The sequence below is a fragment of the Pelodictyon phaeoclathratiforme BU-1 genome (assembly GCF_000020645.1).
GTDB classification, from domain to species: domain Bacteria; phylum Bacteroidota; class Chlorobiia; order Chlorobiales; family Chlorobiaceae; genus Chlorobium; species Chlorobium phaeoclathratiforme.
On sequence record NC_011060.1, the window covers coordinates 842485 to 867537 of the forward strand.

At 49.9% G+C, this 25053-nt stretch carries 25 protein-coding genes and 1 pseudogene; 18 read left to right on the top strand and 8 right to left on the bottom strand.

Features of this window, described 5'->3' with window-relative positions; genetic code table 11:
- Positions 1-10: 10 nt before the first annotated feature.
- The 17 genes and pseudogenes from PPHA_RS03970 (at position 11) to PPHA_RS16485 (ending at position 13305) form a co-directional block, all read left to right on the top strand.
- Complete coding sequence (locus tag PPHA_RS03970) at positions 11-1009, top strand: type II secretion system F family protein (protein ID WP_012507590.1); 999 nt, start codon at positions 11-13, stop codon at positions 1007-1009.
- A 19-nt stretch (positions 1010-1028) separates the two neighbouring features.
- Positions 1029-1979 (top strand): type II secretion system F family protein, encoded by a 951-nt coding sequence (locus PPHA_RS03975; protein WP_012507591.1) that lies wholly within the window; start codon positions 1029-1031, stop codon positions 1977-1979.
- A 203-nt stretch (positions 1980-2182) separates the two neighbouring features.
- Positions 2183-2854 carry a prepilin peptidase gene (locus tag PPHA_RS14495; protein WP_223293976.1) on the top strand — a complete coding sequence of 224 codons (672 nt, stop codon included), beginning with the start codon at positions 2183-2185 and terminating at the stop codon, positions 2852-2854.
- 141 nt (positions 2855-2995) lie between these two features.
- The gene (locus tag PPHA_RS03985) at positions 2996-4075 is read left to right on the top strand and encodes a radical SAM protein (RefSeq protein WP_012507593.1); all 1080 of its coding nucleotides are present in this window, start codon (positions 2996-2998) and stop codon (positions 4073-4075) included.
- A gap of 28 nt (positions 4076-4103) precedes the next feature.
- On the top strand, positions 4104-4898 hold the full coding sequence (locus tag PPHA_RS03990; RefSeq protein ID WP_012507594.1) for a methyltransferase domain-containing protein: 795 nt from the start codon (positions 4104-4106) through the stop codon (positions 4896-4898).
- A 358-nt stretch (positions 4899-5256) separates the two neighbouring features.
- Positions 5257-6549: an NAD(P)/FAD-dependent oxidoreductase gene (locus PPHA_RS03995; protein WP_012507595.1), complete on the top strand. Its 1293-nt coding sequence runs from the start codon at positions 5257-5259 to the stop codon at positions 6547-6549.
- Between the two features lie 217 nt (positions 6550-6766).
- Positions 6767-7114 carry a sulfur oxidation c-type cytochrome SoxX gene (gene soxX, locus PPHA_RS04000; RefSeq protein ID WP_012507596.1) on the top strand — a complete coding sequence of 116 codons (348 nt, stop codon included), beginning with the start codon at positions 6767-6769 and terminating at the stop codon, positions 7112-7114.
- Positions 7115-7217: 103 nt separating this feature from the next.
- On the top strand, positions 7218-7679 hold the full coding sequence (gene soxY / locus PPHA_RS04005) for a thiosulfate oxidation carrier protein SoxY (RefSeq protein WP_012507597.1): 462 nt from the start codon (positions 7218-7220) through the stop codon (positions 7677-7679).
- A 40-nt stretch (positions 7680-7719) separates the two neighbouring features.
- Positions 7720-8025 (top strand): thiosulfate oxidation carrier complex protein SoxZ, encoded by a 306-nt coding sequence (soxZ, locus tag PPHA_RS04010; protein ID WP_012507598.1) that lies wholly within the window; start codon positions 7720-7722, stop codon positions 8023-8025.
- 25 nt (positions 8026-8050) lie between these two features.
- Positions 8051-8908 carry a sulfur oxidation c-type cytochrome SoxA gene (gene soxA, locus PPHA_RS04015; protein WP_012507599.1) on the top strand — a complete coding sequence of 286 codons (858 nt, stop codon included), beginning with the start codon at positions 8051-8053 and terminating at the stop codon, positions 8906-8908.
- Positions 8909-8918: 10 nt separating this feature from the next.
- Positions 8919-9227: a hypothetical protein gene (locus tag PPHA_RS04020; protein ID WP_012507600.1), complete on the top strand. Its 309-nt coding sequence runs from the start codon at positions 8919-8921 to the stop codon at positions 9225-9227.
- Between the two features lie 99 nt (positions 9228-9326).
- A complete protein-coding gene (gene soxB, locus PPHA_RS04025) occupies positions 9327-11087 on the top strand; it encodes a thiosulfohydrolase SoxB (protein WP_012507601.1) in 1761 nt (586 codons plus the stop codon).
- A 54-nt stretch (positions 11088-11141) separates the two neighbouring features.
- A complete protein-coding gene (locus PPHA_RS04030; RefSeq protein ID WP_041526418.1) occupies positions 11142-11693 on the top strand; it encodes a TlpA family protein disulfide reductase in 552 nt (183 codons plus the stop codon).
- 174 nt (positions 11694-11867) lie between these two features.
- Positions 11868-12368, top strand: a complete 501-nt coding sequence (locus PPHA_RS04035) for a rubrerythrin family protein (protein WP_012507603.1) — start codon at positions 11868-11870, stop codon at positions 12366-12368.
- 163 nt (positions 12369-12531) lie between these two features.
- The gene (locus PPHA_RS15880) at positions 12532-12807 is read left to right on the top strand and encodes a hypothetical protein (RefSeq protein WP_190274025.1); all 276 of its coding nucleotides are present in this window, start codon (positions 12532-12534) and stop codon (positions 12805-12807) included.
- A gap of 149 nt (positions 12808-12956) precedes the next feature.
- A pseudogene (locus PPHA_RS16710) lies at positions 12957-13007 on the top strand (DUF5615 family PIN-like protein); the annotation flags it as partial.
- 16 nt (positions 13008-13023) lie between these two features.
- Positions 13024-13305, top strand: coding sequence for a DUF5615 family PIN-like protein (locus PPHA_RS16485; RefSeq protein ID WP_397234004.1), 282 nt, complete (start codon positions 13024-13026; stop codon positions 13303-13305).
- Positions 13306-13320: 15 nt separating this feature from the next.
- Here the strand turns inward: PPHA_RS16485 and cydC are convergent, their stop codons facing one another.
- The 7 genes from cydC to trpB all read right to left on the bottom strand — a co-directional run bounded on the left by cydC (position 13321) and on the right by trpB (position 21378).
- Positions 13321-15045, bottom strand: a complete 1725-nt coding sequence (gene cydC, locus PPHA_RS04045) for a thiol reductant ABC exporter subunit CydC (RefSeq protein ID WP_012507605.1) — start codon at positions 15043-15045, stop codon at positions 13321-13323.
- Entirely contained in the window at positions 15042-16781 is a 1740-nt protein-coding gene (gene cydD, locus PPHA_RS04050; protein WP_012507606.1) for a thiol reductant ABC exporter subunit CydD, read from the bottom strand. The genes cydC and cydD overlap by 4 nt, the downstream gene beginning before the upstream one ends.
- 292 nt (positions 16782-17073) lie before the next feature.
- Positions 17074-17883 (bottom strand): hypothetical protein, encoded by an 810-nt coding sequence (locus PPHA_RS04055; RefSeq protein ID WP_150085590.1) that lies wholly within the window; start codon positions 17881-17883, stop codon positions 17074-17076.
- Positions 17884-18041: 158 nt separating this feature from the next.
- Positions 18042-18857 carry a hypothetical protein gene (locus tag PPHA_RS04060; RefSeq protein WP_150085592.1) on the bottom strand — a complete coding sequence of 272 codons (816 nt, stop codon included), beginning with the start codon at positions 18855-18857 and terminating at the stop codon, positions 18042-18044.
- Positions 18858-19292: 435 nt separating this feature from the next.
- Positions 19293-19688: a hypothetical protein gene (locus PPHA_RS04065; RefSeq protein WP_150085594.1), complete on the bottom strand. Its 396-nt coding sequence runs from the start codon at positions 19686-19688 to the stop codon at positions 19293-19295.
- 17 nt (positions 19689-19705) lie between these two features.
- Complete coding sequence (locus PPHA_RS04070) at positions 19706-19954, bottom strand: FitA-like ribbon-helix-helix domain-containing protein (protein WP_012507610.1); 249 nt, start codon at positions 19952-19954, stop codon at positions 19706-19708.
- A gap of 224 nt (positions 19955-20178) precedes the next feature.
- The gene (gene trpB / locus PPHA_RS04075; RefSeq protein ID WP_012507611.1) at positions 20179-21378 is read right to left on the bottom strand and encodes a tryptophan synthase subunit beta; all 1200 of its coding nucleotides are present in this window, start codon (positions 21376-21378) and stop codon (positions 20179-20181) included.
- A 153-nt stretch (positions 21379-21531) separates the two neighbouring features.
- Between trpB and PPHA_RS04080 the strand changes: the two genes are divergently transcribed.
- Positions 21532-24120, top strand: a complete 2589-nt coding sequence (locus PPHA_RS04080) for a putative LPS assembly protein LptD (protein WP_012507612.1) — start codon at positions 21532-21534, stop codon at positions 24118-24120.
- Positions 24121-24149: 29 nt separating this feature from the next.
- Here PPHA_RS04080 and PPHA_RS04085 read toward each other — a convergent pair whose 3' ends face one another.
- Positions 24150-25022: an alpha/beta fold hydrolase gene (locus PPHA_RS04085; protein ID WP_012507613.1), complete on the bottom strand. Its 873-nt coding sequence runs from the start codon at positions 25020-25022 to the stop codon at positions 24150-24152.
- Positions 25023-25053: the final 31 nt, after the last annotated feature.

Genomic DNA, 25053 nt, shown 5'->3' on the forward strand with positions numbered 1-25053 from the left:
CGAGCATATCATGACCATATTTTTGATCTCCTTTTTTGCTTTTCTGGCAGTCATGCTGATCATGCTGCTGCTTTATGGGGTGTGGTTCCACTTTTTCGATCTCCGCAACCAGGCCAAGAAAAAGCATTTGCAGGCCATTTACAATGCCGTTCGCCAAAGTGGGCAAAGCCTCGGCAACGAGCAAACTCCCCGGCAGGAGAGTGCGATCGAAACCTGGTTCCGTTCACGCTCCAGAACATTTGAAACCTGGCTCCGTTCACGTTCCGGAACATTGGAAACACTGCTCCAACGCGCCCACACTCCGTTCACTATCGGGCGCTTGATAGTCCTCATGCTCGCCTTGTTTACGCTGGTTGTGGTATTGGGACTTCTTCTTCTGCCCCAAACAAACCCCTTGCACCTGCTCATGCTGGCCGTCGCCATTGCGAGTATGCCGGTTCTCTGGTTATTGCGACAGGCCAAACAACGCCGCAAGGTTTTCGGAGATAAACTCCCGGAAGCGCTCGATTACATCTCGCGAGCCATGCGGGCCGGCCACAGTCTGACCTCAGCCATCGGTATGGTGGGCAAAGAGCTTCCTGACCCCATCGGTTACGAATTCAAAACCGTCTTCGATGAAATTTCTTTCGGCATTCCATTTAAAGACGCGATCGGTCATCTCGCCGATCGCATTCAAAGCAATGACCTCAATTTTTTTGTCATCTCGCTCAAGATCCAGCACGAAACGGGTGGCAACCTCGCCGAACTGCTCCATGGATTGGCCAAAACCATACGAGAACGCGTCAAACTCCGTGGCAAAGTTCGCACGCTCTCATCCGAAGGGCGCGCATCAGCCTGGATACTGGGCACTATGCCATTTGTGTTCGCTGGTATTCTCATGCTCATAAACCCCGGCTACATCTCGGTGCTCTGGAGCACTCCCCAAGGCCAGAACCTCATGTTCATCGGTTGTGGGCTCATGGCTGTTGGCATCTTTGTGCTCAGCCGCATTGTCCAGATCAAGGTTTAACCCAAACCATGCTCATACCATGCAAGTTACCCTGCAAATCCTGACCATCGTGCTTTCCGGGGCCGCTGTTGCCTCGCTTGTGTTCGCGTTGTTAAATTGGTTGGTCGACAACAATGCCCTCAAAAAACGGCTCACCAAAATCATTCGCCAAAGCAGGGCACCAGCCGCCACCTCCTTGTCCAAAACGGCCAACACCGGAAAAGTAGCTACCGTAATCAACATTCTCTCCAAACTCTCGCTCCCGGAAGAGGGGTGGCAAAGCTCCGGTGTTCAGATCAAGTTTTTGCAAGCTGGCATCCGCAACAAAAACGCACCTCAGAACTTCTTTGCCGTTAAAACCCTGTTCACATTGGTGCTGCCGGTGGTTCTTGCTTTGTTTCTGCATTTCACTCAGCCCCTCATGCCCTTGGCTCGTGTCATGATTCTGGTGCTGTTCACAGCCGCAGCAGGCTACTACCTGCCCGAAATGTTGCTGCGTTTCATCACCCAAAATCGTATCGAACGCATGCGTAACAGTTTGCCCGACATGCTCGACCTCATGGTTGTCTGTACCGAGTCGGGTATGGGTATCGACGCTGCCATTGCCCGCATATCGCGTGAAATGGTCCGCACCAACCCTGACCTTGCCGAAGAGTTTTACCTCTCGACCCTCGAAATGCGTGCCGGAGCCAACCGCATCGACGCCTTGCGCAACCTCGCACTGCGCTCACGCCTCGATGACCTGCAAAACCTTGTCTCTGTGCTCGTACAGGCCGATAGATTTGGCACCAGCCTGGTCGACTCGTTGCGCGTGCATTCCGACATGATGCGTACATGCCGCACCCAACGCGCAGAAGAACTTGCCGCCAAAATTCCCGTCAAAATGACGCTGCCGCTCGTCTTGTTTATTTTTCCGGTGCTCATGCTGGTGTTGCTGGGGCCGGCAATTATTCAGGTTATTCAAATCTTCTCACAAAAGCCCTTGCCATGAACATCAGCTCTCCGTTGCAGATCCTGTGGGGACAATTGCCATGGTTGTTGGCCGGTGCTGGGTTGGGCTTGTGGTTGGTGCCTTTGGCCCGCATCATTCCCCGCAAGGTGTTGCAGTCTGCCAAAGTCCCCCTGAACGCATGGCAAGGACCTGGTGGCGGCCTGGAGCAGCCCATTCCAGCAGCCAGACGCATTTGGGTGCCGATGGTTAATACAAGCATGTGGGCCTATGTGGCCAATAGTGTCAGCCACCCGGCATTCCAGGCTGTGCTACTATGGGCCTGTTTGGCCAGCACGTTGCTGTTGCTCGCCCTCATTGACTGGGACAGCACTCTGTTGCCAGACTGGGTTGTCTTGCCTCTGGGGGTGGTGGGTCTGGCCAGCAGCTATGCCGGGTTTACCCCGCACAGCCTCTTCGTCAGTGCACTATCTGCCGCTGTGGTGCTGGGCCTGCTGGGTGGGCTTGCCTGGCTGTTCCGGCGCATCAAAGGTGAAAGTGGTATTGGTGGTGGTGACCTCAAACTGCTGGCCGCACTTGCCACCTGGTGGGGTATTGTCGGCGTACTTTACATCGTGTTGTGGGCCAGTGTGGTTACCGTGCTCTGGTATGTGGTGTGGCGCCGTTTCAAAGGCCTTGGCCCCCAGGCCGAGTGGCCATTTGGTCCCGCCATTGTGGTGGCAGCACTGGCATGGGGCTTGCAGACTGCTTATCTCCCCACACAACTCGACGCAGATAGTTACCATGGCCCAAAACGCACCGCCTTGCCAACTCTCCAGGAACAAGTGGAGTCGGAATGCCAGGCTCTGCAGACATATTCAGCCAGAGTTATTGAAGCTGCTGTTCGGATAGAGACTGAGGGTTATGCAATACGGTAACGAAAAATATTTGTTCTTATGCTCAGGATCTGACAGGGAGTGTTTTGGTTGTTTATAATGGATAATGGTTATTATTTCTGATAACTTGAAGTATACAAACTGGCAAGTTCAAGCAATATCAAAATTCCCGGAGTGAATACTATGGTTGCCTGTATCAACGATTATCTGAGTCGGTACGGCGGTTTGGCCGTCGGACATGAAGAGGAACAAAAACGATACTTCGAGCAGAAAAGGGTCTATGCGCTGCAAATTGAGACGACAGATGCTTGTCAGCAGGGCTGCATCTACTGTTATGCCGGTTCCACACCTCGGGAGATGCATGGACTCACCACTCTTGAAATCCGCCATTTGCTGGACGATGCGGCTGCACTCGAAATTCGGGCCATCGACTGGTTGGGAGGTGATCCTCTCGTCCGTCCTGAATGGTATGAGTTGATGCAGTATGCCCGGTCGTTGGGCATGATCAACAATGTCTGGACCAGCGGTCTGCCCCTGCGGAACAAACAGATTGCTGCTCAGGTCTATGAGGTGACCGACGGAGGTTTTGTCTCGGTTCACCTCGATTCCATCACTCCGGAAGTCTATGCCAAACTCCATCGGGGGGGTAATCCTCACTACATCAATGCCATAGTCGAAGGGGTGACGAATATGCTCGCTCTGGGTAAACCCGCCGAAAAAATGATTAATTGCATCACCTACACCGCACTGCAAGGTCCGGAAGATGCCATCCGAACGATGCGCTGGTGGTTTGAAGAGAAAGGACTCCGCACCTGCCTGACTATGTTCAATCCTGCAGGAATGGGAGCTGAGTGGAGCGCGTTTGAACCGAATCTCACTGAAGTTCAACAGGTCTATACGGAGCGTGACCGTATCAATTACGGTGGTGACAACATCACCATCGGCGCCATGGACACTGATAAATATTACTGCGGCACCATGGCAACGGTGACCTTCACTGGTGACGTAACCCCTTGCTCGGTTATCCGCAAAGGTGTAGGCAATATTCGCTCAACGCCCTTTCCGGAAATTATTGCCAAACATAGTAACACCCTCGTCCATGGAGATCTGCACGATATTTGTAACCTGCCCACTCCCTGTAACGTTTGCGTCAATAACTCACATTGCTGGGGATGTCGGGCCAGTGCTTACCATTACAATGGCGATGCGGATGGTCTGGATCCAAAATGCTGGTTGATTCCGCAAAACCAGCAAGAAAAGTAACTCTGTAACTCAAAAAGGAGATATTCACATGAGTGGAAACAGACTTGATGTCACTATTGGAAACGTTAGTGAAGTTTACGATGGTCCTGGAGGTATCCTTTGGGAGATGCTGATGGGCGAACAAATTCATGTTGGCGGCGAACATGAGACCGACATTCTGGCGCAAAAAGCCGGAGTCAGCGCGGATAGTCACCTTCTGGATGTGTGCAGTGCGCTGGGTGCTCCTGCTCGTCAATTAGCGCAAACATATGGCTGCCGCGTAACGGGCCTCGATGCGACACAAAGGATGCACGCAGAAGCTATTCGCCGCACAAAAGAGGCCGGGCTGGATGACAAGGTCGAATTCAAACTGGGAAATGCTCTCGACATGCCCTTTCGAGCAAATACCTTCGATGTGGTATGGGGACAGGATGCCTGGTGTTACATCACCGATAAAAAACGCCTCATAGATGAGTGCGCTCGTGTTTTAAAACCGGGTGGTATTCTTGCGGTTACCGACTGGCTTGAGACCGGTTCAATGACCAAAGATGAATGGGATGCCTTGCACTCGTTTATGGTTTTTCCCTACATGGAGACATTGGAAGGTTATGCAACCCTGGCCGAAACTGCCGGGTTGACGATCATTGAGAAGGAAGATCTTACTCCCGATTTTTCCAGATACGTTCAAATATATCTTGAAAAAGTGCAGAACGAGTTTCGTCAAGGGATTCTCGACAACTATGGCCAGGAGATGTATGATGGCGTGGAGCACGGCATTACCCTTTGGCGCGACGCCTCAGTGGCTGGCAAGGTGGGCAGAGGCCGACTTATCGCCCGGAAATAGTCAGTCAAAACCAGAAGGGCAGAACAGGCGCTTCGCGATAAGCTCTTCCTGATTGCGTTGATTCAAAAAAGTCTCTTTCAAATCAACGGTGATCATGCTCATTTTTTCCTTTTTTTACGGAAAACCGTTGGATATGGTATTTCTCTTTATTATATAAATATACAACTATATAATTATCTAATAATTTATAATCCCCATCTGTATTTTCTGTACTGCTTTTCATGAAACAGGAGTTTCTTCAGGGATCTTCATGTTTCAGGATGGATTAACGGCGTTGCGGGATTGCACTGCAACTCTGCTGGCAGGGTTACTGGAGAGCAATTGGGGCTGAAGGAAATTGTCAATCGGGAGGATGCTCATGAACGGTAAACTTTCACGCAGGGATTTCAATAAGCTGCTTGTCAGCGGGGTTGCAGGTGCGGCATTTGGTATCGCAGGCTTTTCAAAACCGCTGTTTGCCGCGTCAAGCCGGGTGGTGATCATCGGGGGGGGATTTGGAGGCGCGGCGGCGGCAAAGTATCTTCGGAAGCTTGACCCGTCCATATCGGTTACCCTTGTTGAGCCGAAAGCGATTTTTCATACCTGCCCGATCAGCAACTGGGTTATTGCTGGTTTGAAAACATTGCCGGATATTGCCCAGAGCTATTCCGTCCTGAAGAGCCGCTATCAGGTTACCGTGATTGCCGATACGGCTGTTGCCATCGATGCGCCTGCCGGAAGGGTTACCCTGAAAAGCGGCAAGGTGCTTCATTATGATCGATTGATCGTCTCTCCGGGAATTGATTTCAAATGGGATGCCATTCCGGGTTACAGTCAGGCTGTTGCAGAAAAAAATATGCCCCACGCCTTTCAGGCCGGTTCACAGACCATGTTGCTCCATAAGCAACTGATTGCCCTGAAAGATGGAAGCAACGTCTTGATCTGTCCCCCGGCAAATCCTCTTCGCTGTCCTGCCGCACCCTATGAAAGGGCCAGCCTCATGGCCATGTATCTGAAAAAGTATAAACCGAAATCGAAAATCATTATTCTTGACGACAAGGAGAAGTTTTCGAAGCAGGAGCTCTTTATGCAGGGATGGGAGCGGTTTTATCCGGGAATGATTGAGTGGCGAGCGGCTACTGCAGGCGGAAAGGTTGAAAAGGTCGATGGTGCTGCCATGACCGTGACCACTGAGTTTGGTGATGAGCCTGGTGGCGTTATCAATGTCATTCCTCCCCAGAAAGCAGGATCTATTGCTTTTGAAGCTGCCCTTACCGATGCAACAGGGTGGTGCCCGGTTCACCCAACTACCTTTGAATCAACCATTCACCCGGGTATTCATGTTATCGGTGATGCCTGTATTGCCGGGGATATGCCGAAATCCGGTTTCGCTGCAAGCAGTCAGGGAAAGGTTGCCGCTGTCGCAATTGCAAGCCTTTTACGAGGAAAAGTGCCTGTTTCTCCCTCTCTGGTAAGCACCTGTTACAGTCTTATCGCCCCTGGTTATGCCATATCGGTTGCCGGTGTCTATAATTTGAGTTCTTCGGGTATTGTCGATATCAAGGGAGCTGGCGGTTTGACACCTATGGACGCAAGTGATGATCATCTTCGTCAGGAAGCTGCTTTTGCATGGGGCTGGTATAAAAATATTACCAAAGACAACTGGGGATAACTGTTTCGAATAGCATGGCAGGAATTCTTGCAAAAAAAACAGAATTTTTTTGATTCGTCGATCTGGTTTTAGTATATAACGATATAACGATACAGATGTTTCCGGCATTTTGCATCATCATACAGGGAGATTCCTGTAAGAAAGGATCGTTTTCTTTTCAATAAAAAGTACGTGGTTGTAGAATTTTATTTCAGTAATAAAAACAGAGGAATGGAAGATGAAGCGAATCGCCATGATTGCTGCGGTAAGCATCCTGATGCTGCCTTTGCCGGGAAAGGCTGCCGCTCGTGAAGAGAACATCGCGAAAGGCAAACAGCTTTCCTTTAGTCCGATGAAGGGGAACTGTCTTGCCTGTCATATGATACAGGAGGGAGAGATGACGGGTAATTTAGGACCGCCTCTGATTCAGATGAAACAACGCTATCCTAAAAGAGGAGTGTTACGTGCCCAGATTTGGGATGCCAGCGCAAACAATCCTCAAAGTATGATGCCGCCCTTCGGAAAGCACGGTATCATGACCAATGAAGAGGTAGATCAGGTTGTTGATTACCTGTACACGCTATGAGTGTCAGGATGCAGGAGCAAGATGTAACCGTTTTGAATGCAATAAATGATAAGGCCCGACAAATGGGCAATTTTACAAACAAATTCTCTTGAAGGAGGTTGGTATGGGTGTTTCCCGAAGACAATTTTTCAAGTCTGTCGCTGGCACAATAGCGTATGCGGCAGTGATTTCAGCAGTTCCTGAACGGCTTTTTGCCGCCTGGAACCAGAAAGCGTTCACCTCTGAAACGCTGGCAGCGGCCATTACCGCAAAATACGGCAGCCTGCCCATTGAAAATTCAACCGCAATTCAGATAAAGTCGCCGGAGATTGCAGAAAACGGAGCCTATGTGCCGGTTTCGATAGCGACGACTATTGCGGGGGCATCAAACATTACCATTTTTTCCGAAGCTAATTTTGCTCCTCTCGTAGCCTCTTTCGACATTATGCCGCGTATGCGTCCTGATGTTTCCCTGCGGCTTCGGATGGCAAAAACGGCCAATCTTGTTGTGCTGGTTCAGGCTGGCGGAAAGCTGTACAAGGCGGTAAAAGAGGTTAAGGTAACTATCGGCGGCTGCGGCGGCTGATGATCAATTTCATCAATAATCATTCAGAGGGAGTCTTGCTATGAAAGTTAAGGCTGTAGCACAGAATAATGTTGTGTCAGTAAAAATTCTTATTCAGCACGTCATGGAAACGGGACGGCGCAAGGATGAGACCGGTAAACTTGTAGCCGGACATTATATCACCGAAGTGAATGCAGAACACAAGGGAGAGCGGGTCTTTCAGGCGGAAATCGGTCCCGGCGTCTCAAAGGATCCCTACCTGGCGTTTCAGTTTACTGGCGGGAGTGTTGGAGAAACGGTAACAATCTCCTGGGTTGACAGCAAGGGCGGAACCGAAAAGACAGACAGCGTTATCAGCGCACTGTAACTCATAATTCAATCGGGAAGGAGTCATGAAAAAAATAGTGTTTAACCGTTCTCTTGCGCTTCTGTTTGTTCTGGCAGCCCTGCTTGCCGCAGTAAGGGTTGAGGCTGCCGATTATCAGGCCCGTGTGCAGGCCGATATACAGGCGTTCAGGGATTATTTTACCGCCCAGTTTCCCGACGTCAAGTTTGCCGATTATGCAGATGGAGTGTATGCCATTGATGAGGATTCCCGTCAGCAGTGGAAGGAGATGGAGGAGTTTCCTCCCTATGCGCTATCCGTTGAGGATGGCAAAGCTTTGTTTGAAATACCCTTTGCCAACGGTAAAACCTATGGAAGCTGTTTTGCAAATGGTGGCGCTGTCCGGCAGAACTATCCCTATTTTGACGAAAAAAAGGGAAAGGTGGTGACTCTTGAGATGGCCATCAATGATTGTCGGGTGGCTAACGGCGAAAAGCCACTGGCCTGTAAAACCGGTGATATTGCTAAAATATCTGCCTATATGGCTTTTATCAGCAGGGGGAAGCCCGTTGATGTGAAGGTGCAAAGTGAAGGTGCATATAAAGCCTATGTAAAGGGCAAGGAGCTTTTCTACGCCAAGCACGGAAAGCTTAACATGTCTTGCGCTGGTTGCCATATGCAGTATGCTGGAAGACGACTTCGTGCTGAAATTCTTAGTCCGGCGCTTGGTCATACCACCCATTTTCCCGTTTATCGTTCAAAATGGGGAGAGATCGGCACCCTTCACAAACGCTATGGAGGTTGCTCCAATGATACCGGAGCCAAATCGTTCGCCCCACAGAGCGAGGAGTACTGTAATCTTGAGTTTTTCGAGACCGTGATGTCAAACGGTTTGATTTTTAACGGCCCGGCTTCACGAAAATAAGGAGAACGTTATGAAGAGAATACTACTATCTGCTTTTGTCCTGCTCGTTGTTTTTGCGAGTGCCAGTGAGTTGCGGGCTGAACCTGCGGCGAAGGAGTTAATCGAACAGGCTGAGGCCAAAAGAAAAGAGGCTGCGGCTATTGGTTTCGAGTGGCGTGAAACTGCTTCGCTTATCAAGAGCGCCAGAGCGGCTCTTGAGAGCGGTCAGGAAGCCGAGGCGGTAAACTTCGCCGGGCAGGCTCTTCAGGAAGGAGAGCAGGCTCTTGCACAAGGCAAGTATATGCAGCAGAACTGGGAGAGCCTTGTTCCCAAACCTTAACATTTTTTTAGCCGCATCAATCAGGAGTTGTCCCGTATGTTGACCGTGCGGGACAGTGCCCTTCAGTAACGCTTTTTTACCCTAAAACGACCCACTGTTATGCAGCTTTCCCGTCGTGAATTTATACGTATCCTTGGGCTTGCAGGAGCTGCAGGCCTGATTCCCGGACTTGCCAGCAGCCGCACATCCGGAGCTGATATCTATGAAATGCAGGGATTCGGTGATGTCCGCCTGTTGCACATTACCGATACCCACGCACAGCTTATGCCGATCTACTATCGCGAACCAAATCTCAACCTCGGTGTCGGGGAAGCCCTGGGACGCCCCCCTCATCTTGTTACCGCTTCTCTGTTGAAATATTATGGTGTTTCGCCTGACACTCCGCTTGCTCATGCCTATACGCCCTTAAATTTCGTCGATGCAGCGCAGAAATACGGCAAAATAGGCGGTTTCGCACAGTTGAAAACGCTTGTCGAAAAAGTTCGAGAGGAATTCGGGCGCAGTAAAACCCTGCTGTTCGATACCGGAGATACCTGGCAGGGATCGGGAACAGCTTTGTGGAGCAGAGGAACGGACATGGTTGAAGTTACGAATCAACTCGGTGTTGATGTTATGACCGGCCACTGGGAATTTACCTATCTCGACAAAGAGGTGAGAAAAAACCTCGCAGCATTCAAGGGAGATTTTGTTGCACAGAACGTAAAGGTGAAAGAGGATGCGCTCTTTAACGGTGCACAGGCTTTCGATGAGAGAAGTGGTCACGCTTTCCGTCCCTATGTGATGAAAGAGCTTGGTAAACACAGGATTGCCGTTATCGGCCAGGCATTTCCCTATACGCCTATCGCAAACCCCGGCAGGTTCATACCCGACTGGACATTTGGTATCAATGCCATCGAATTGCAGGAGTTGGTCAATTCGGTTCGTTCAAAGGAAAAACCGGATGCCGTGATTCTCATTTCGCACAATGGAATGGATGTCGATCTCAAACTTGCCCGGGAGGTAACCGGTATCGATGTAATTTTTGGTGGCCATACGCACGACGCTGTTCCACAGCCTTTTGAAGTTCGGAACAAAACGGGTCGAACCCTTGTCACCAATGCAGGTTCCAACGGCAAGTTTCTCGGCGTTATGGATCTCAAGCTTGGCAACGGCGGCGTAAAGGAGTTCCGTTACCGGCTGCTTCCGGTTTTTGCCAATGAACTTGCCGCAGATGCCTCCATGAAAGCGCTGATCGAGCGTATCAGGGCCCCGCACCTTGCCAAGCTCGAAAAACCACTTGCTACGGCGGGAACGCTCCTGTATCGGCGGGGAAATTTTGATGGTCCCTTCGATCAGGTTATCTGCGACGCCCTCCGATCGCGCAATGAAGCACAGATTTCACTCTCGCCCGGCTTCCGCTGGGGAACCACGGTTTTGCCTGGACAGACCATTACCATGGAGCATGTGCTCGACCAGACCTGCATGACCTATCCGGAAACCTATGCGCGGGATATGACCGGCCTTGAAATCAAAAATATTCTTGAAGATGTTGCCGACAATCTTTTCAACCCCGATCCCTATTATCAGCAGGGTGGCGATATGGTGCGTGTGGGTGGTATGTCGTACCGTATTGATCCGGTAGCGGCTATGGGCAGTCGTATTGACGACATGCGGCTTGAAAACGGCACTCTTGTGGATGCCTCGAAAAAATACCGTGTTGCCGGATGGGCTACGGTTGGTGCACCATCAACCGGAGAACCGGTCTGGGATACGGTAGCGGCGCATCTTCAGGATGTGAAAACCGTTGAAATCAGAAAACTCAACGTTCCTGTGCTGAAAAATGCAGCCAGCAATCCCGGTCTCGATTTTTCAGTCTCGTAACTGTTTTTGAGAGCTTTTTTATAGAACTTCGCAGAAGATAAACCGTTGGATAATATGATGACAATTCGAAAGGCAATGCTTGCGGCGGCTCTGGTGATAACGCTCATCGCTCCTTATCCTGGAAGGGTTGATGCCGCCACATCGGTCGCTGAAACGCATGTTAACGCAGCAGTCGCACCGCAGTTTTCCGCAAAGAGCGTACAGGGCGTTCTGCTTTCAAGCCAAAAGCTTGCCGGTAAGGCCTATATCGTTAATTTTTTCGGATCCTGGTGTCCTTACTGCCGGAAAGAGATTCCTGAAATGGTTGCCCTGCAGGAAAAATATGAGAAAAAAGGATTTACCTTTATCGGGATGGCCTACAAGGATAATGAACATTCCATGCCGGATTTTATCTGGGAACAAGGTATCAATTATCCGGTTATCATGGCAGACAAATCGATTCTCAAAAGCTTCGGAAGTCATGTTTCAGGCGGTATCGCTTCGGTGCCGCTGCTTTTCGCAGTTGGTCGTGATGGCAGGCTTGTCGCCGTTGAGCCAGGTGCCCAGACGAGGGAGGATCTGGAAAAACTGATTCTTAAAATCATGCAGGGATCGGCTAAACCCTGAATGATGGAAACAGGTTTTTTTATCAGCGTTTTTTCATGTAAATCGGTTCAGCGTGCAGGTGAAGAGAGGGCGAGATGTATTGCTGGATCTGTTTCCTTTAAAAAGTGAGATTTTCGTGCGATATTAAGCATCACCATATTTCACAATAATCAATCGACAGGGAGAAAAAGAGTAATGCCGACAACACACGAAAACCTGAAAAACGCTTTTGCAGGAGAAAGCCAGGCGTATCAGAAGTATGCAGCATTCGCCAAAAAAGCTGACAAAGAGGGCCTGAAGAATATTGCCAAACTTTTCAGGACCACCGCCGAAGCTGAGCGCATTCATGCCGAGGGACATCTCTCTGCCGACGATGCCATCAAATCGACCATCGAGAACCTGCAAACGGCTATTGATGGCGAGACCTATGAGCATAACGAAATGTATCCGCCCATGTACGAGCAGGCTGTGGCCGATGGGCATAAAGCCAAACGCATGTTCGGTTATGCTGTAGAGGCCGAAAAAGTGCATGCCGCACTCTATCGTCATGCACTTGAAATTGCCATGGCAGGCAAAGACCTTGAAACAGCAGAGATCTGGCTCTGTCCTGTCTGTGGTCACATTGAATTGGGCACACCTCCGGAAACCTGTCCTATTTGTAACGTCAAGGCCTCTTCATACGTCCAGATAGCCTGATCATACAACGGTCGTTGCTCGTAAGCCTGGCCCCCGTGAACTGCGGGGGCTTTTTTTGCAGCAGCGTATACAAATGTTGTACACAGCCTTATCCCGCCATTTCAATCGTGTGTTGCAACTTCCACATTCGCCGATAAAACCCATCCCCGTCCATAAGCTCCCCATGCAGACCCTGCTCCACAATCTTTCCTTTCTCAAGCACAAGAATCCGGTCGTATTGCTCCATTGCCTTAAGGCGGTGGGTAATGGTATCAGCGTCTTTCCTGAGCTGATGGCGTTCAGGGTTTGGGTTACCTCTCTCTCCGTTACGCAGTCAAGGTTGGCCGTTGCTTCATCAAGAATCATGATTGGGGCATGTTGCAGCAGGATTCTCGGGCGCTGCCTTTCGCTTCCACTAAGCATTATGCCGTGCTGGCTGCACCAGAAAAAAGAGGGATAGTGACAGAAAGTTTTATATTTAATCGATCTCTTTTACGTCTTGAGATGGATTTTTCTGTCAATCACTGTATACATGGGCATAATACGACGCAAACTCACGATCGGATAACCATTGACCCCAATTATTAAGAGTACCAAAGTTCTGGCAGCATGAAGTTTCTGGTTGATGCTCAACTGCCACGCCGTTTTTGTGATTGGTTACGGCAACGTGGGCATGATGCTTTGCACACCCTCGACCTGGAGGGGCAATCAAACACCCGATTCAGATATTATCCTTATTGCCGACAGGGATGGTCGAATTGTTGTGACAAAGGATGACTTTGTTCAGTCATTTCTGTTGCGAAATACTCCTCAACGGCTGATGCTCGTTGCTTCTGGCAATATTGGCAATGCCGAACTTGAGCGGTTAATTAGTGCTGCATTACCTGCGATAATAGAGGCTTTCGAAGCAGCCCATTACATAGAAATCGGAAGAAATTCGGTGATTGTTCATGAGTAAATGCTGTTAGCACACTCACCCCGTCATCTCCGCCACATGCTGCAACTCCCACATCCTCCGGTAGAGCCCGTTCCCGTCCATAAGCTCCCTATGCAGACCCTGCTCCACAATCTTTCCCTTCTCAAGCACAAGAATCCGGTCGTATTGTTCCATTGCCTTTAAGCGGTGGGTAATGGTTATCAGCGTTTTTCCTGAGCTGATGGCGTTCAGGGTTTGGGTTACCTCTCTCTCCGTTACGCCGTCAAGGTTGGCCGTTGCTTCATCAAGAATCATGATCGGGGCATGTTGCAGCAGGACTCGGGCAATGGCGATGCGCTGGCGCTCTCCACCGCTGAGTTTCATACCGTGCTGACCGCACCATTCGTCGAGTTTTGCGGTGAAGTGGCTGAGCCCGGCGGCGGTGAGCGCTTTTTTGAGATCGTCGTCGGTGGCATCCGGGGCGGCGAGGGTCAGGTTTTCGCGGATGGTTTCAGCGAAGAGGTAGGTGCGCTGCGAGACGAGGGCTATCTGGCGGCGCAGCTCTTCAGGGTCGAAGAGGGTGATGTTGTGGCCGCCAATGGAGATGCTCCCTTCGCTGCTGTTCCAGAAGCGCATGAAGAGAGAGGTGATGGTCGATTTGCCTGCACCGCTCGGGCCGACGATGGCGATATGCTCTCCGGGGAGAACGGTGAAGGTGAGGCGGTCGAGCGCTTTTGTATCGCTGCCGGGGTAGGTGAAGCTGAGCTGCTCAACCTGAATGGAATGCTCTGCCGGAAAGGGGAGGGGAGTGAGCGGGGCGACCGTTTCCGGCTTGGCATCGAGAATTTCAAAAAGGCGTTCTCCGGCGAGCTGATCAGCTTCGAGGTGCTTGAGGGTGGAGGGCAGCGGAAGAAAAGGTTCAAACGAGGCCATGACGGCGAGGGTGATGACGGTAAGTGAAATCCCGTTGACCACGCCGGTGGAGATGGAGGGAATGAGCGCCCAGAGAATGGCGATGAGGGCGCCGTTCATGAGGAGGCCGGTAAGGGATTCGTGTAGCCCTTCGATGATGGCGTTCTTTCTTTGAAGCTGCAGCTTGCCGCTTTCGGCGCTCTGCATGGCGGCGAGGTGCGCCGGAAGTTGTCCGTAAAGTTGCAGCTCTCCGATCCCCTGGAAGAGGTCGAGCGCCAGTACCTGCTGCTCTGCCTTGCGGTTCATGATACCCACCGAGAGGCCACGGCTCAACTGCCGGGTGAGGAGCGGGACGCCAATGCCTGCAAGGGAGTGAAAGCAGAGGATGAGCAGCGCTGCCTGCAGGGAGTAGACGCCGAGCAGAAACCACATCAGTGCGGCCACAAGCAGTGCGGTGAGCGGTGGGCCAAGCACTCTGGTGTAGATGTTTTCGAGGCTCTGGATGTCGTCCACAACCCGTTGCAGCAGGTCGCCGCTCTTGAAGTGCATGAGGCGTGCCGGTGCGAGGGGCTCAATGGCGTCGTAAAACCATAACCGCAGTTTTGCAAGAATCTTGAAGGTGATGTTGTGGGAGATGAGCCTTTCGATGTAGCGGAAGACTCCCCGTGCAAGGCCGAAAAAGCGTACTCCCGCGATGCCGAGTTGCAGGGTGACCATCGGCGGTTGCAGGGCCGCCTTGGCGATGATGTAGGCGGAGGTCATCAGGAGGCCGATGCCGCTGCCGGTTGTGGCGAAGCCGATGAGTGCGGCGAGGGCCATCCACCAGAAATATGGTTTGACCAGTGCGATCAGTCGAAAAAAGGTTTTCATGATTGTCTATCCTGTTGCAGAAGGAGGGAATCGTGGTAGAAACCTCCGTTGGCGATCAGCTCCTCATGGGTACCGCACTGGGTGATCTTCCCCTCGCTGACTACAATAATTTGTTCTGCGGAGCGTATGGTTTCAAGCCGGTGGGCAATGATGATGGTGGTTCTTCCTTTCATCAACTCCTGGATGGAGCTGCGCAGGGCGGCTTCAAGTTCAGGATCGGTGTGCGAGGTTGGTTCGTCGAGCACCAGCAGCGGGGCGTTTTTCAGGAAGGCGCGGGCAAGCGCCACCCGTTGTGCCTCTCCTCCGCTCAGCCGGGCCCCCTCTTCGCCAATCATGGTTTCAAGTCCTTGGGGCAGCGAGCCGATAAAGGTGGTGAGACCTGTCTTTTTTAGGGCACTCTCCATCTCTTCTGCTGAAGCTTCCGGTCGCGCAAGGAGAATATTCTCCCTCAAGGTGGCGTTGAAGAGGTAGGGGTGCTGCGGAACCCATGAAATCTGGCGGTGCCATGCCTCAAGCGGGATAGCGTGAATCGGGTTGCCGTCAATGGTGATGCTTCCTTCACTGGGCACCTGGAATCGGAGCAGCAGATTGATCAGGGTGCTTTTTCCTGCACCGCTCGGGCCGATGATGGCGGTGGTTTTTCCTGCGGGAATGGTGGCGTTGATTCCCTCAAGCGCCGGTCGCGAGCTGCCGGGGTAGGTGTAGCTGATACTGGCGAACACAATGGGCCTTTTTCCGGCGCTCTCATGTACGGCAAATGCAGCCTGCTGCACGGGTGCAGGGGTGCTCTGGTCGAGAATGGCAAAGATCTCCTTTGAGGCGCTGACGCCCTCCATCCCGGCATGAAATTTTGTGCCGAGTTGGCGCAGCGGGAGATAGAAGTCAGGCGTCAGTATCAGCACAAAGAGGGCGTGCTGAAAGGTGAGCTTTCCACCCATAAGGCGGAGCCCGACGCCGACGGCAATGATGGCCATGCCGATGGTGCCCACCAGTTCAAGCGTCAGGGAGGAGAGAAAGGCTACTTTCAGCACGCGCATGGTAGCGTGGCGGAAGCTTTCGCCCGACTCTTCGATGGCATCGTGTTGCCGCTTGCTCTGCGCAAAGAGTTTCAGGGTCGGCAGCCCCTGCAGCACATCAAGGAAGAAACCGCTCATGCGGCTCATGGTTTTCCACTGCTTTTCCGTCATGGCGCTGGCCGATTTCCCGATCAGAATCATAAAGACTGGGATAAGGGGCGCAGTCAGGAGCAAAATGGTGCCGGAGATAGGGTCGCCGGGCAGGATGGTGCCCGCAATCAGGAGTGGCGTGAAGAGGGCAAAAAAGAGCTGCGGAATATACTGGCTGTAATAGGCGTCAAGCGCTTCAACACCCTTCAAAAGTGTTGTGCTGAGCCGTCCGCTTTGTACCGACTTGGCATAGACCGGCCCGAGAGCACCGACTGTATTGGTGAGCCGGTTGAACATCTTCTCTCGGATAATGAGTGTACCACGGTTTGCTTCAGTATGGGAGAACCAGTTGAAAGCCATGCGCAGAGTGCTGAAAAGCGCAAAAAGGCTGAGCGGCAGGAAAAGCCTCTCCATGCCGCTCCTCTGGATAAAGGCGCTGTCGATAACCAGGCTGAGGTAGTAGGCCTGGGCAATCAGCATCCCCGCAGCCAAGACTCCCGATATAATCGAAAAGATAAACGGCGTCCGTTCTTCTTTAAGCAACTGAAAAAGGCGCCGGTCAATATTCATGGTTCATGCGTGTCCGTTTTTTTTGAAAAGGGGTAGCAGTTTACAGAATAAAAGGATTGTATGCAATGGGTGCGGCTTGTATGGAAATGGTTCTCGGGGGCAATGAGTTCCCGGCAGTGTCAGGGTGTTGTGGATATTGTGGAGATCAGGCTGTATTATTGACCTATTGGTTTGTTTGCTGTTATGTAATAGTTACGGAAAAGTTGTAATAAAGCGAAAATGAAAGCAAATGCCATTTGAGTATTCCGGTGAAAGTGTGCCGATAAACATGGCCGTGTTCCGTCTTGGTGGATTAAGAGTGAGGGTTGTTCTTCTCCATCGTTCTGCCTCTGGTTGCTCGCCAGGTTAAATATGCACGCTTGATATTGTCAACAATAATGCTTGTCCACGGCTTTACAATGTATTGCCATCCACCGTAGAGAAGCGAAACGACCGCAGCGCTGATTAAAAACTGATTGAGTTGCTCTTCTGTGGTCGCGATTGCAGCCTTGCCAAGCACACCCGAAATAGTGGCGCTGACCTGAGCCAAAGAGAGCAATGCAATAGTGGCAAGCACTGTATTCAAAGTGTTTTGACGATTTCTTTCAAGATGGCCGTTATAAAGGGCTGTGTTTATAACAGACTCTGTGAATCTTTGGTGAAGCGATATGACGCGCCCGGCAAGTTTCCATTGATCGTAGTACTTTTCCATTTCCGATATCTCCACATTCTCAACAAGAAAACCTGAAGGATAAGCGAGAGGAAAAAGACTTTCGGCGTACTCAGCAAGCAGACGATCTTCAGCGAGCGAAGATTCCTTGAGAAACGAATCGCTTTGTCGTTCTAATACGCGGCATAGTTCATCAATAAAAAGCGCCTCGATCAACGAGGTTATAGAGGCTAAGGTACATGGTGCGTGCACAGCTTGCCAATCCATCGTAAGCTCCTTGTCGCCTAATGCGACAACGAACGAGGTGTCGCCGATTGGCCGAATGCCAAAGAGCTTGTGGAGTGCCGTAGAGAGTTCAGAATATGGTTTTTCAAAGTTGTGGCTATAGCATTGATGAGCTTCAGCATAGTTTGTTACATGGTTTATGCGCTGAAATACTATGGCAAATCCCATCTGATTTACAAATAATTCGGCTCCATTGAATTTGACTCGCTGGTATCTCAATACTTTTGGCGCAACAGGCAGGGAATCCCGTTTAATCCATTCAGAAAAATGGGTTAAACGGGTTCCAAGATCAAACGCATGACAAAAATAAAAACTGGGTTGCAGGTTTACCATAGTGCGAAGAAATCTCCCCAGGGTTTTTGTTGTATTGATTTGAAGAACTCTATTGGCTCAATAGTTGAAAAACGATGCTCAAACCACAGAGCGCCAAGTGCATAAGAAAACCCCAGGCCTGGATATTGGAAATAGTATTCAATGCTTGAACTGGCAACGGCTTTCGAGTATCCCAGGAGTGAGGTAACAGTTCTGATATCACTTTGAATCTTTTCTGCATTTGTTCCATGAAAGAGCTCCAAACTTTTGCAGCGTGCTGATTTGAGGTGTTTGGCAAGATCCCGATGAGATGTTGTCCATTCGCACCAGGTTGCCCAGCCCTCTAAAAAAGCAATTGCTCCATGATCAAAGAAGGGTGGCTGTAGCTCATTGACAAAACTGTAGAACGTGCTATGACCAAAAACTTCGTGGATTATTGTTGCACGAAAATTTTGATACCCGAGCTGATCCGGGTTATCATAAACAATGAGTTCATCGGCATCCGCACCAGACAGAGATGTCGGCCAGTATTCAGCAAAGCCAAAATTCGGCACAACCTTGATAGTAAAATCGGGGATGTATCCTGCAATTCCCTTTAAGGATGGGGGAATTGTTTCATGCAGCTCCCGAATGATCTCTTTGGTGATTTTTAAAATGTCATGACCGGATATTCCAGTATCGACGATTGGAGGTTCTATCTCAGTTACAGCATTTTTTAAAAGAGCGTCAAGAGTGGAACCAAAAATTGGCTCAAATATGTCGCAGTGGTAATTGCAAAAGGGCTCTGCGGATGCAGTTTTGACAATTTTAAGCAATACATCCTTGTGCACAGCGCTCAGTTTCTCAGACGATTCAATTTTTGAGCGGTATATATCACTCAAAAAAATCGGAAGAAAGAGTGGGCTCTGCTTTGTTGCAGCATCAATAACCGCTTGTCTATCGCACGCCTCGTCACAGCAGGTCGAAATCAACTGACTTACCGAAAGCTTGCTGGTGTAAGTGGAGAGAAGAGAGGTCATAATCCTGCGAGAAGGCTCATGGCTCATCTTGCGAATGGACTCTTCCACCCTGGAACGAAGTGATTGGTCAAACGCTACTCGATAGCGCCAATCCCATGTGTCAATGATGTTCAATTATATTCCTCTGTTTTGCAATAACGGCGAAAGGGAACTCTTTGCCGCCGAGCAACAACATCTTCTGTTTCGGATACGTTAAAAAGATAGCAATAAAGGCTCCAAAAGGCAACAAACTCTTGAGGTACAGTGTCACTCCCACGGCATATTGTACCAGTTGACGAACTCTTCACAAGTACTCTCCAGGATGCTGTATTTTTTGCCGTGCGCATTAGTTCTGTTGTAGTTAACTTTGGCATCCCTGAAAAGCTGTTTTACCATCTCCCTCAGATAGTTCTCAACTTCCGAAGGGTCTGATACCTCCGCTGCGTAGAGTAAAGATTGAACTGCTGAAGCTGTACTGGACTCCTCATCATGTTTTTTTTTGGCGATGGCAAGTGCAAGTGCATAATGCAACATTCCGGCAACGAGAGGTGCAAGGCGGTGGGTTCGTCCCTGTGGAACAAGTTCGTTGAGCATATTGATCCAGACAGCATAGGTCTCAGCTCCAACAACAGAGGCTAAATTTTGTTCAGGTTTGTTTGGCATGTTTAAGTTTGTCGTAATCATGAACCAAAGTCTATCGGTTTGATGATGTTTCTCCGGAATTCATTTAATGGTTCTGTCAGGCCCGCCTCAGTAAAACGTGCTGCAATACGTGAACCAGTTTTTCGTTGTGCCTGATCCTCTTCGCTGACAGCTCTGCGCAAAATCTGACGCACCTCTTCCTCTATACTCCAGCCATGTCGGGCAGCACGCAATTCTAGCATGCGATTTTCATCATCATCGATATTGCATACAATAACTTGAGTCATGAAATACCTCCAAAATTAATGAGACATCCTAACGGGAGAAAGGTAAAATTAAAGTTTGAAAAAAAGGCTTTTCGGGTTTCTTTACTGAGATGCTCTTTTTTACTACAACACTCATTTTTGTTTGTTGAGTTAACTATTTCCACTCTATTTCATTGCAACCAGGAGGGTTTTTACTGGTAATCCCCCTGGTTGTTTTGTTGACGCATAACCCCTGGGTTAACTGATTAGAGTGAAAGCTCCCTCATGATGGTCTCCATATCCTTGTCGCCGCGCCCCGAAAGGTTGACCACAAGGATGGCCTCCTTTTGCATGGATGGAGCCCTTGTAATGGCGTAATGTATGGCGTGGGCCGATTCCAGCGCACAAATAATGCCTTCGGTTTTTGCCAGTGTTTCAAGCGCAGCAAGTGCCTCGGTGTCTGTTGTCGATGTATAGGTTACCAGCCCGAGTTCCTGCAGGTAGCAGTGTTCAGGGCCGACTCCGGGGTAGTCAAGGCCTGCCGAGATGGAGTGCGCCTCCTGAACCTGCCCATCTTCATTCTGCAGCAGTTTTGTCAGTGCGCCATGAAGCACTCCCGGTTTTCCGAGGGTCATTGAGGCAGCATGTCGTTTGTCGAGTCCCTCTCCTGCCGCTTCCACACCAACCAGCTCGATCTCTCGGGCATCCTTCAGAAACTCATAAAACATACCCACCGCATTGCTGCCGCCGCCAACACATGCCGTGATAACATCAGGAAGCCTTCCTGCCTGCGCCAGAATCTGCGAACGGGTCTCTTTGCCTATGACGGCCTGAAAATCCCGAACAATCATCGGATAGGGATGCATACCGACCACCGAGCCTATAATGTAAAAGGTCTCTTCAGGATTATTCATCCAGTCGCGGATAGCCTCGCTTGTTGCGTCTTTCAGCGTTTTTGAACCACTTCCGACTGGCCGAACCTCTGCGCCAAGCAGTTTCATTCTTGCCACGTTTGGCGCCTGCCGCCGAATGTCCTCTTCACCCATATAGACAATGCACTCAAGATCGAAAAGGGCACAGACGGTTGCGGTGGCTACTCCGTGCTGACCGGCGCCGGTTTCAGCAATAACCCTTCTCTTGCCCATACGGCGGGCGAGCAGCACCTGGCCGAGTGCATTATTGATTTTATGGGCTCCCGTATGGCAGAGATCCTCCCGCTTGAGATAGATCTGTGCTCCCTGCAGCGTTCTGCTGAGTCGTTCTGCATGATAGAGAGGGGTCGGTCGCCCTACATAATCACGGAGCAGTTTGTCAAGCGTCGCCTGAAAGGCCGGATCGCTTTTTGCCTTAAGGTATTCCGATTCAAGATCGGCGGCATTTTTAAAGAGCGTTTCAGGGATAAACTTGCCGCCGAAACAGCCGAAATGACCGGAAGTATCGGGTGCGGAATAATCAGAGGGCAGCATGGAGTGTGAAAAAGTTAAAGAATTGCTTACAGTGTGGTTACCACATACAGAGCCGGGAACCTTTACAGAAAATAGCAGCTACACGACCAATAAAATAATATATTTAAACTTTTATAAGTGAATAGCATAATACTGTAACGGAGCATTACTGCCTTGAAGTTTATCAAGCAAAAAACCTCGTTTCTGGCTCTCCTTTGCCTTGTTGTCTCTGAGTCTTCACTTTTTTACCGGGAGGATTTGCATGCTGCCGGGATTTCGGGTCAGCGGCATCAGGATTCTCCCGTCCAGAAGCCGGTCGTGGCCGATTCGCTTTCCGGAAAGGGAGGGCTCAAAAGCACTATTCTCTTTACAGCGAAGGACTCCCTCATTTATAACCTTGATACTCGAAGCATGGAGTTGTGGGGTAAAGCGAGTGTTGGAAAAGATGAGGCCAGTGTCAAGGCGCCAAAAATAGTTATCGACCTTGATACAACACTGCTTCATGCTTTTGGTGATGCCGATTCTTCGAAAACGCCCTTTGAACCCGCTCGCTTTACTGATCGGGAGGGGAGTTTCGATGCGGCAACGATGACCTACGATTTTACAACCGGCAGGGGGGAGACTTCTCATGTTTCATCCTCTTCAAGTGGTATTTATTTTACCGGTGAGCAGGTTTCGAAACTTGAAAATGGGGATATGATCATCAGGGATGGTACTTTTACCACCTGCAACGAAGATGATCCCCATTTCTGGTTCTCCTCTTCTCATATGATCGTTCATACCGATAAAGGGGTTACAGCAAGACCGCTGATCATGTACATCAGGCCGGAAATTTTTTCATGGCGCCCTCCCGCCCTGCCGATTCTTGTACTGCCTTATATGCTTTTTCCGATAAGTTCGGGAAGGACATCGGGTTTTATTATTCCTCGTCTCAGCAGTCATGACCAGAGCATTTTTTTGTCGAATCTTGGTTATTTCTGGGCTATCAATGATTATATGGATTTCAGGTCTGAGGGTGACATCGCTGTGAACGGAAGTTGGCGGCTCGGTGAGCGGTTTCGTTTTGCAAAGCGGAACCTATTTACAAGCGAAATTTCAGGGGAATACAGACACTATCCTCTCTATACCGACTGGAATGCCAAAATTCTTCATAATCAGTTTTTCGACCCTTCGACGCGCCTTGATGTCAACTTCCAGTTTCAGGGCGCTCCTCATGGCTACAATCTGAATTCCATTGATTCGGAGAGTATGGTCAGCCAGCAGTCCAATGCCCGAGCCTCTCTGGTGAAAACGTTTCATGATGAGAACAGCATTCTCTCTGTTTTTTACGATCGTTCTGAAGAGCTAAGTACTCTTGCCCTTTCACAGAATATCGGGGTATCGTTCTATCAGAACAGGATCTATCCCTTTCGTTCCGGCGTTCAGGGTGATGACTGGAGGTCGGATCTCTCCTTGACCACCGGTGCTGCTGTTGTCAAGCATTTTTCTTCACGGAATTCCGAGGACTTTTCTGGCTATTCGGCAAACCTCAGTGGAGAGGTGGGGTACTATCGTGAGTTTGGGACTGGCACCAGGGCACTTTTTACGCAGGGAATCAGATTTCAGGGAAGAGAGGGTGGTAATGGACTTTTCGACGATACTTACACGGGTACGAGTGTTGTGTTTCCGCTTCGCATGCAATCCACACTGTTCAGTCATTTCAACGTCAATCCGGCCATTACTTTTGTTCAGTCGTTGCATCCGAATGCCGGAAACAGTGACTTTTCAACAACTATTTTCTCAGTTGATTCCAGTACAAGGGTTTATGGTATTCTTGATACCGGGTTTCTTGACCCTATTCTTTCTCTCAAGGCGTTACGTCATACCTTTATTCCCACGATCAGCTATGTGTGGAATCCTGCATTTTCCGGCAGCGGGTATAATTCCAGCTCTCATACCTATGACTGGCCATACCAGAGGACTTTTGACCCCGGTCTGCCTGAGGGGCAGAGTACAGTTGGCCTTACGTTGAAAAATCTTTTTCATGGCAAGTTCGGGGACTCCCGGTCTCTTCTGGAGGCTGATTCTCCAGTTGGTGATCACACGACGCAATTACTTTCGTTGAGCGTTTCGACCGGGTACAACTTTGCTGCTGATGCTCTTCAGTTTGCGCCATTGACCATTCTTGCGTCAAGTAACGCCCTCTCGGATAATTTGCTGTTCAGTGCAGGTTCCATGTATGATTTTTACAGTTATGATCCGGTGACCGGGGCAAGGGTTAACCGTTTCAACAGTGAGGAGGGTAACGGATTGCTGCGTTTCGTCAGGGGGTTTCTCGACATGAGTCTGAGCATTCAGGGCAGTAACCAGGCTGCGTCAACCATTTTGCCATCCCGGTCACCAGTTTTTATGAATACCCTTCAGACCTATTTCAATACAGGTAATCTCAGCAGTATCGATTATAATCTGCCCTGGCAGCTTCGTTTTTCACTTTTTCTGCAGGCTGACAGGAGCAATCCTGTTGAGCCAGAGAGCATCTCACTGTTCAATGCAGCAGCACAGGCAGCATTGTCAAAAAACTGGCAGATTGCCATGAATACCGGGTATGATTTTCAAAACGGGGAGTTGGTTTTACCCATGTTCCAGATTTCCCGTAATCTTCATTGCTGGCAAATGAGTGTTCAGTGGGTTCCTTTCGGCCAATTCCAGAGCTATGCTGTCGAAATTGGCCTGAAGGTTCCAGAGTCGAAAGATATTCACGTCAGACAGAGAACGGCGGAGTAACTTTTTTCCGCAGAGAGAGAGCCAAAGAGTTACTCAAGAAGGTCAAGTATCCGTGCCAGTCGCTTGTTAAACGCTTCATGGGCATCATGGTGGATACAATGTGATGCTTTCGGAATGATGAATGCTCCAGCCTGTGGCAGAAGTTGCTGAAATTCAGGGATGATTTTATGTGGCGGGAGTGCAACATCTTCCGCTCCCCAAACAAGATAGGCTGGGCCGTTGTAGTTGCAGGGTTTTGCAAGGTGGTCGAGCCTGAAATCAAGCGGTCTTTTTGACGGCGAAAGGTAAGAGAATTGAGCCCCCTTGTCCTGAAGGGGTCGGGTAAACTGGTTTATCAGTTTTTCATCAACCTTGTTTTGGTTAAAGTACGTTGGTGTAAGGCTTTGACCAACGGCAACCGGGTTCGCAAAAGCAGCAAGAAGCATCTCTCCAATGAGCGGGGAGGCGACAAGTCCAAAAAAGAGAGAGCTCATGCCATCCATCGTGTCGGCAAAAAGGCCGGAAGGGTTGACAAGAATAAGCGCCTTGACTTTTTCTGGCTTGTGGTGAGCAAAATAGACTCCGCTCGCAGCGCCCATCGAGTGGCCAACAATAATGATCGAATCAAGTTTTTTTAAGAAGAGAAAGGTCTCGATCTGTGAAGCGAAGAGTTCCAGACAGTAACGTACATTGGGTTTCTGTGACTTGCCGAAACCAATCAAATCCATGGCATAGATTTTGTGATTACGGTCAAATTCAGGGATATTCAGATCCCAGTGTTCAATCATCCCTCCGTACCCATGAAGAAAAAGAATAGGGGTTTTTCCCTCGCTATCTTCTCCATACTCCTGGTATCGGATTTTTGCCTCCTGCTCAGGGGAGAATTGCCAGAGAAAATATTGATCTTTTACGGTGCTCTTCATGGTAATAATCAAGTGATTGAAATGATGCCGT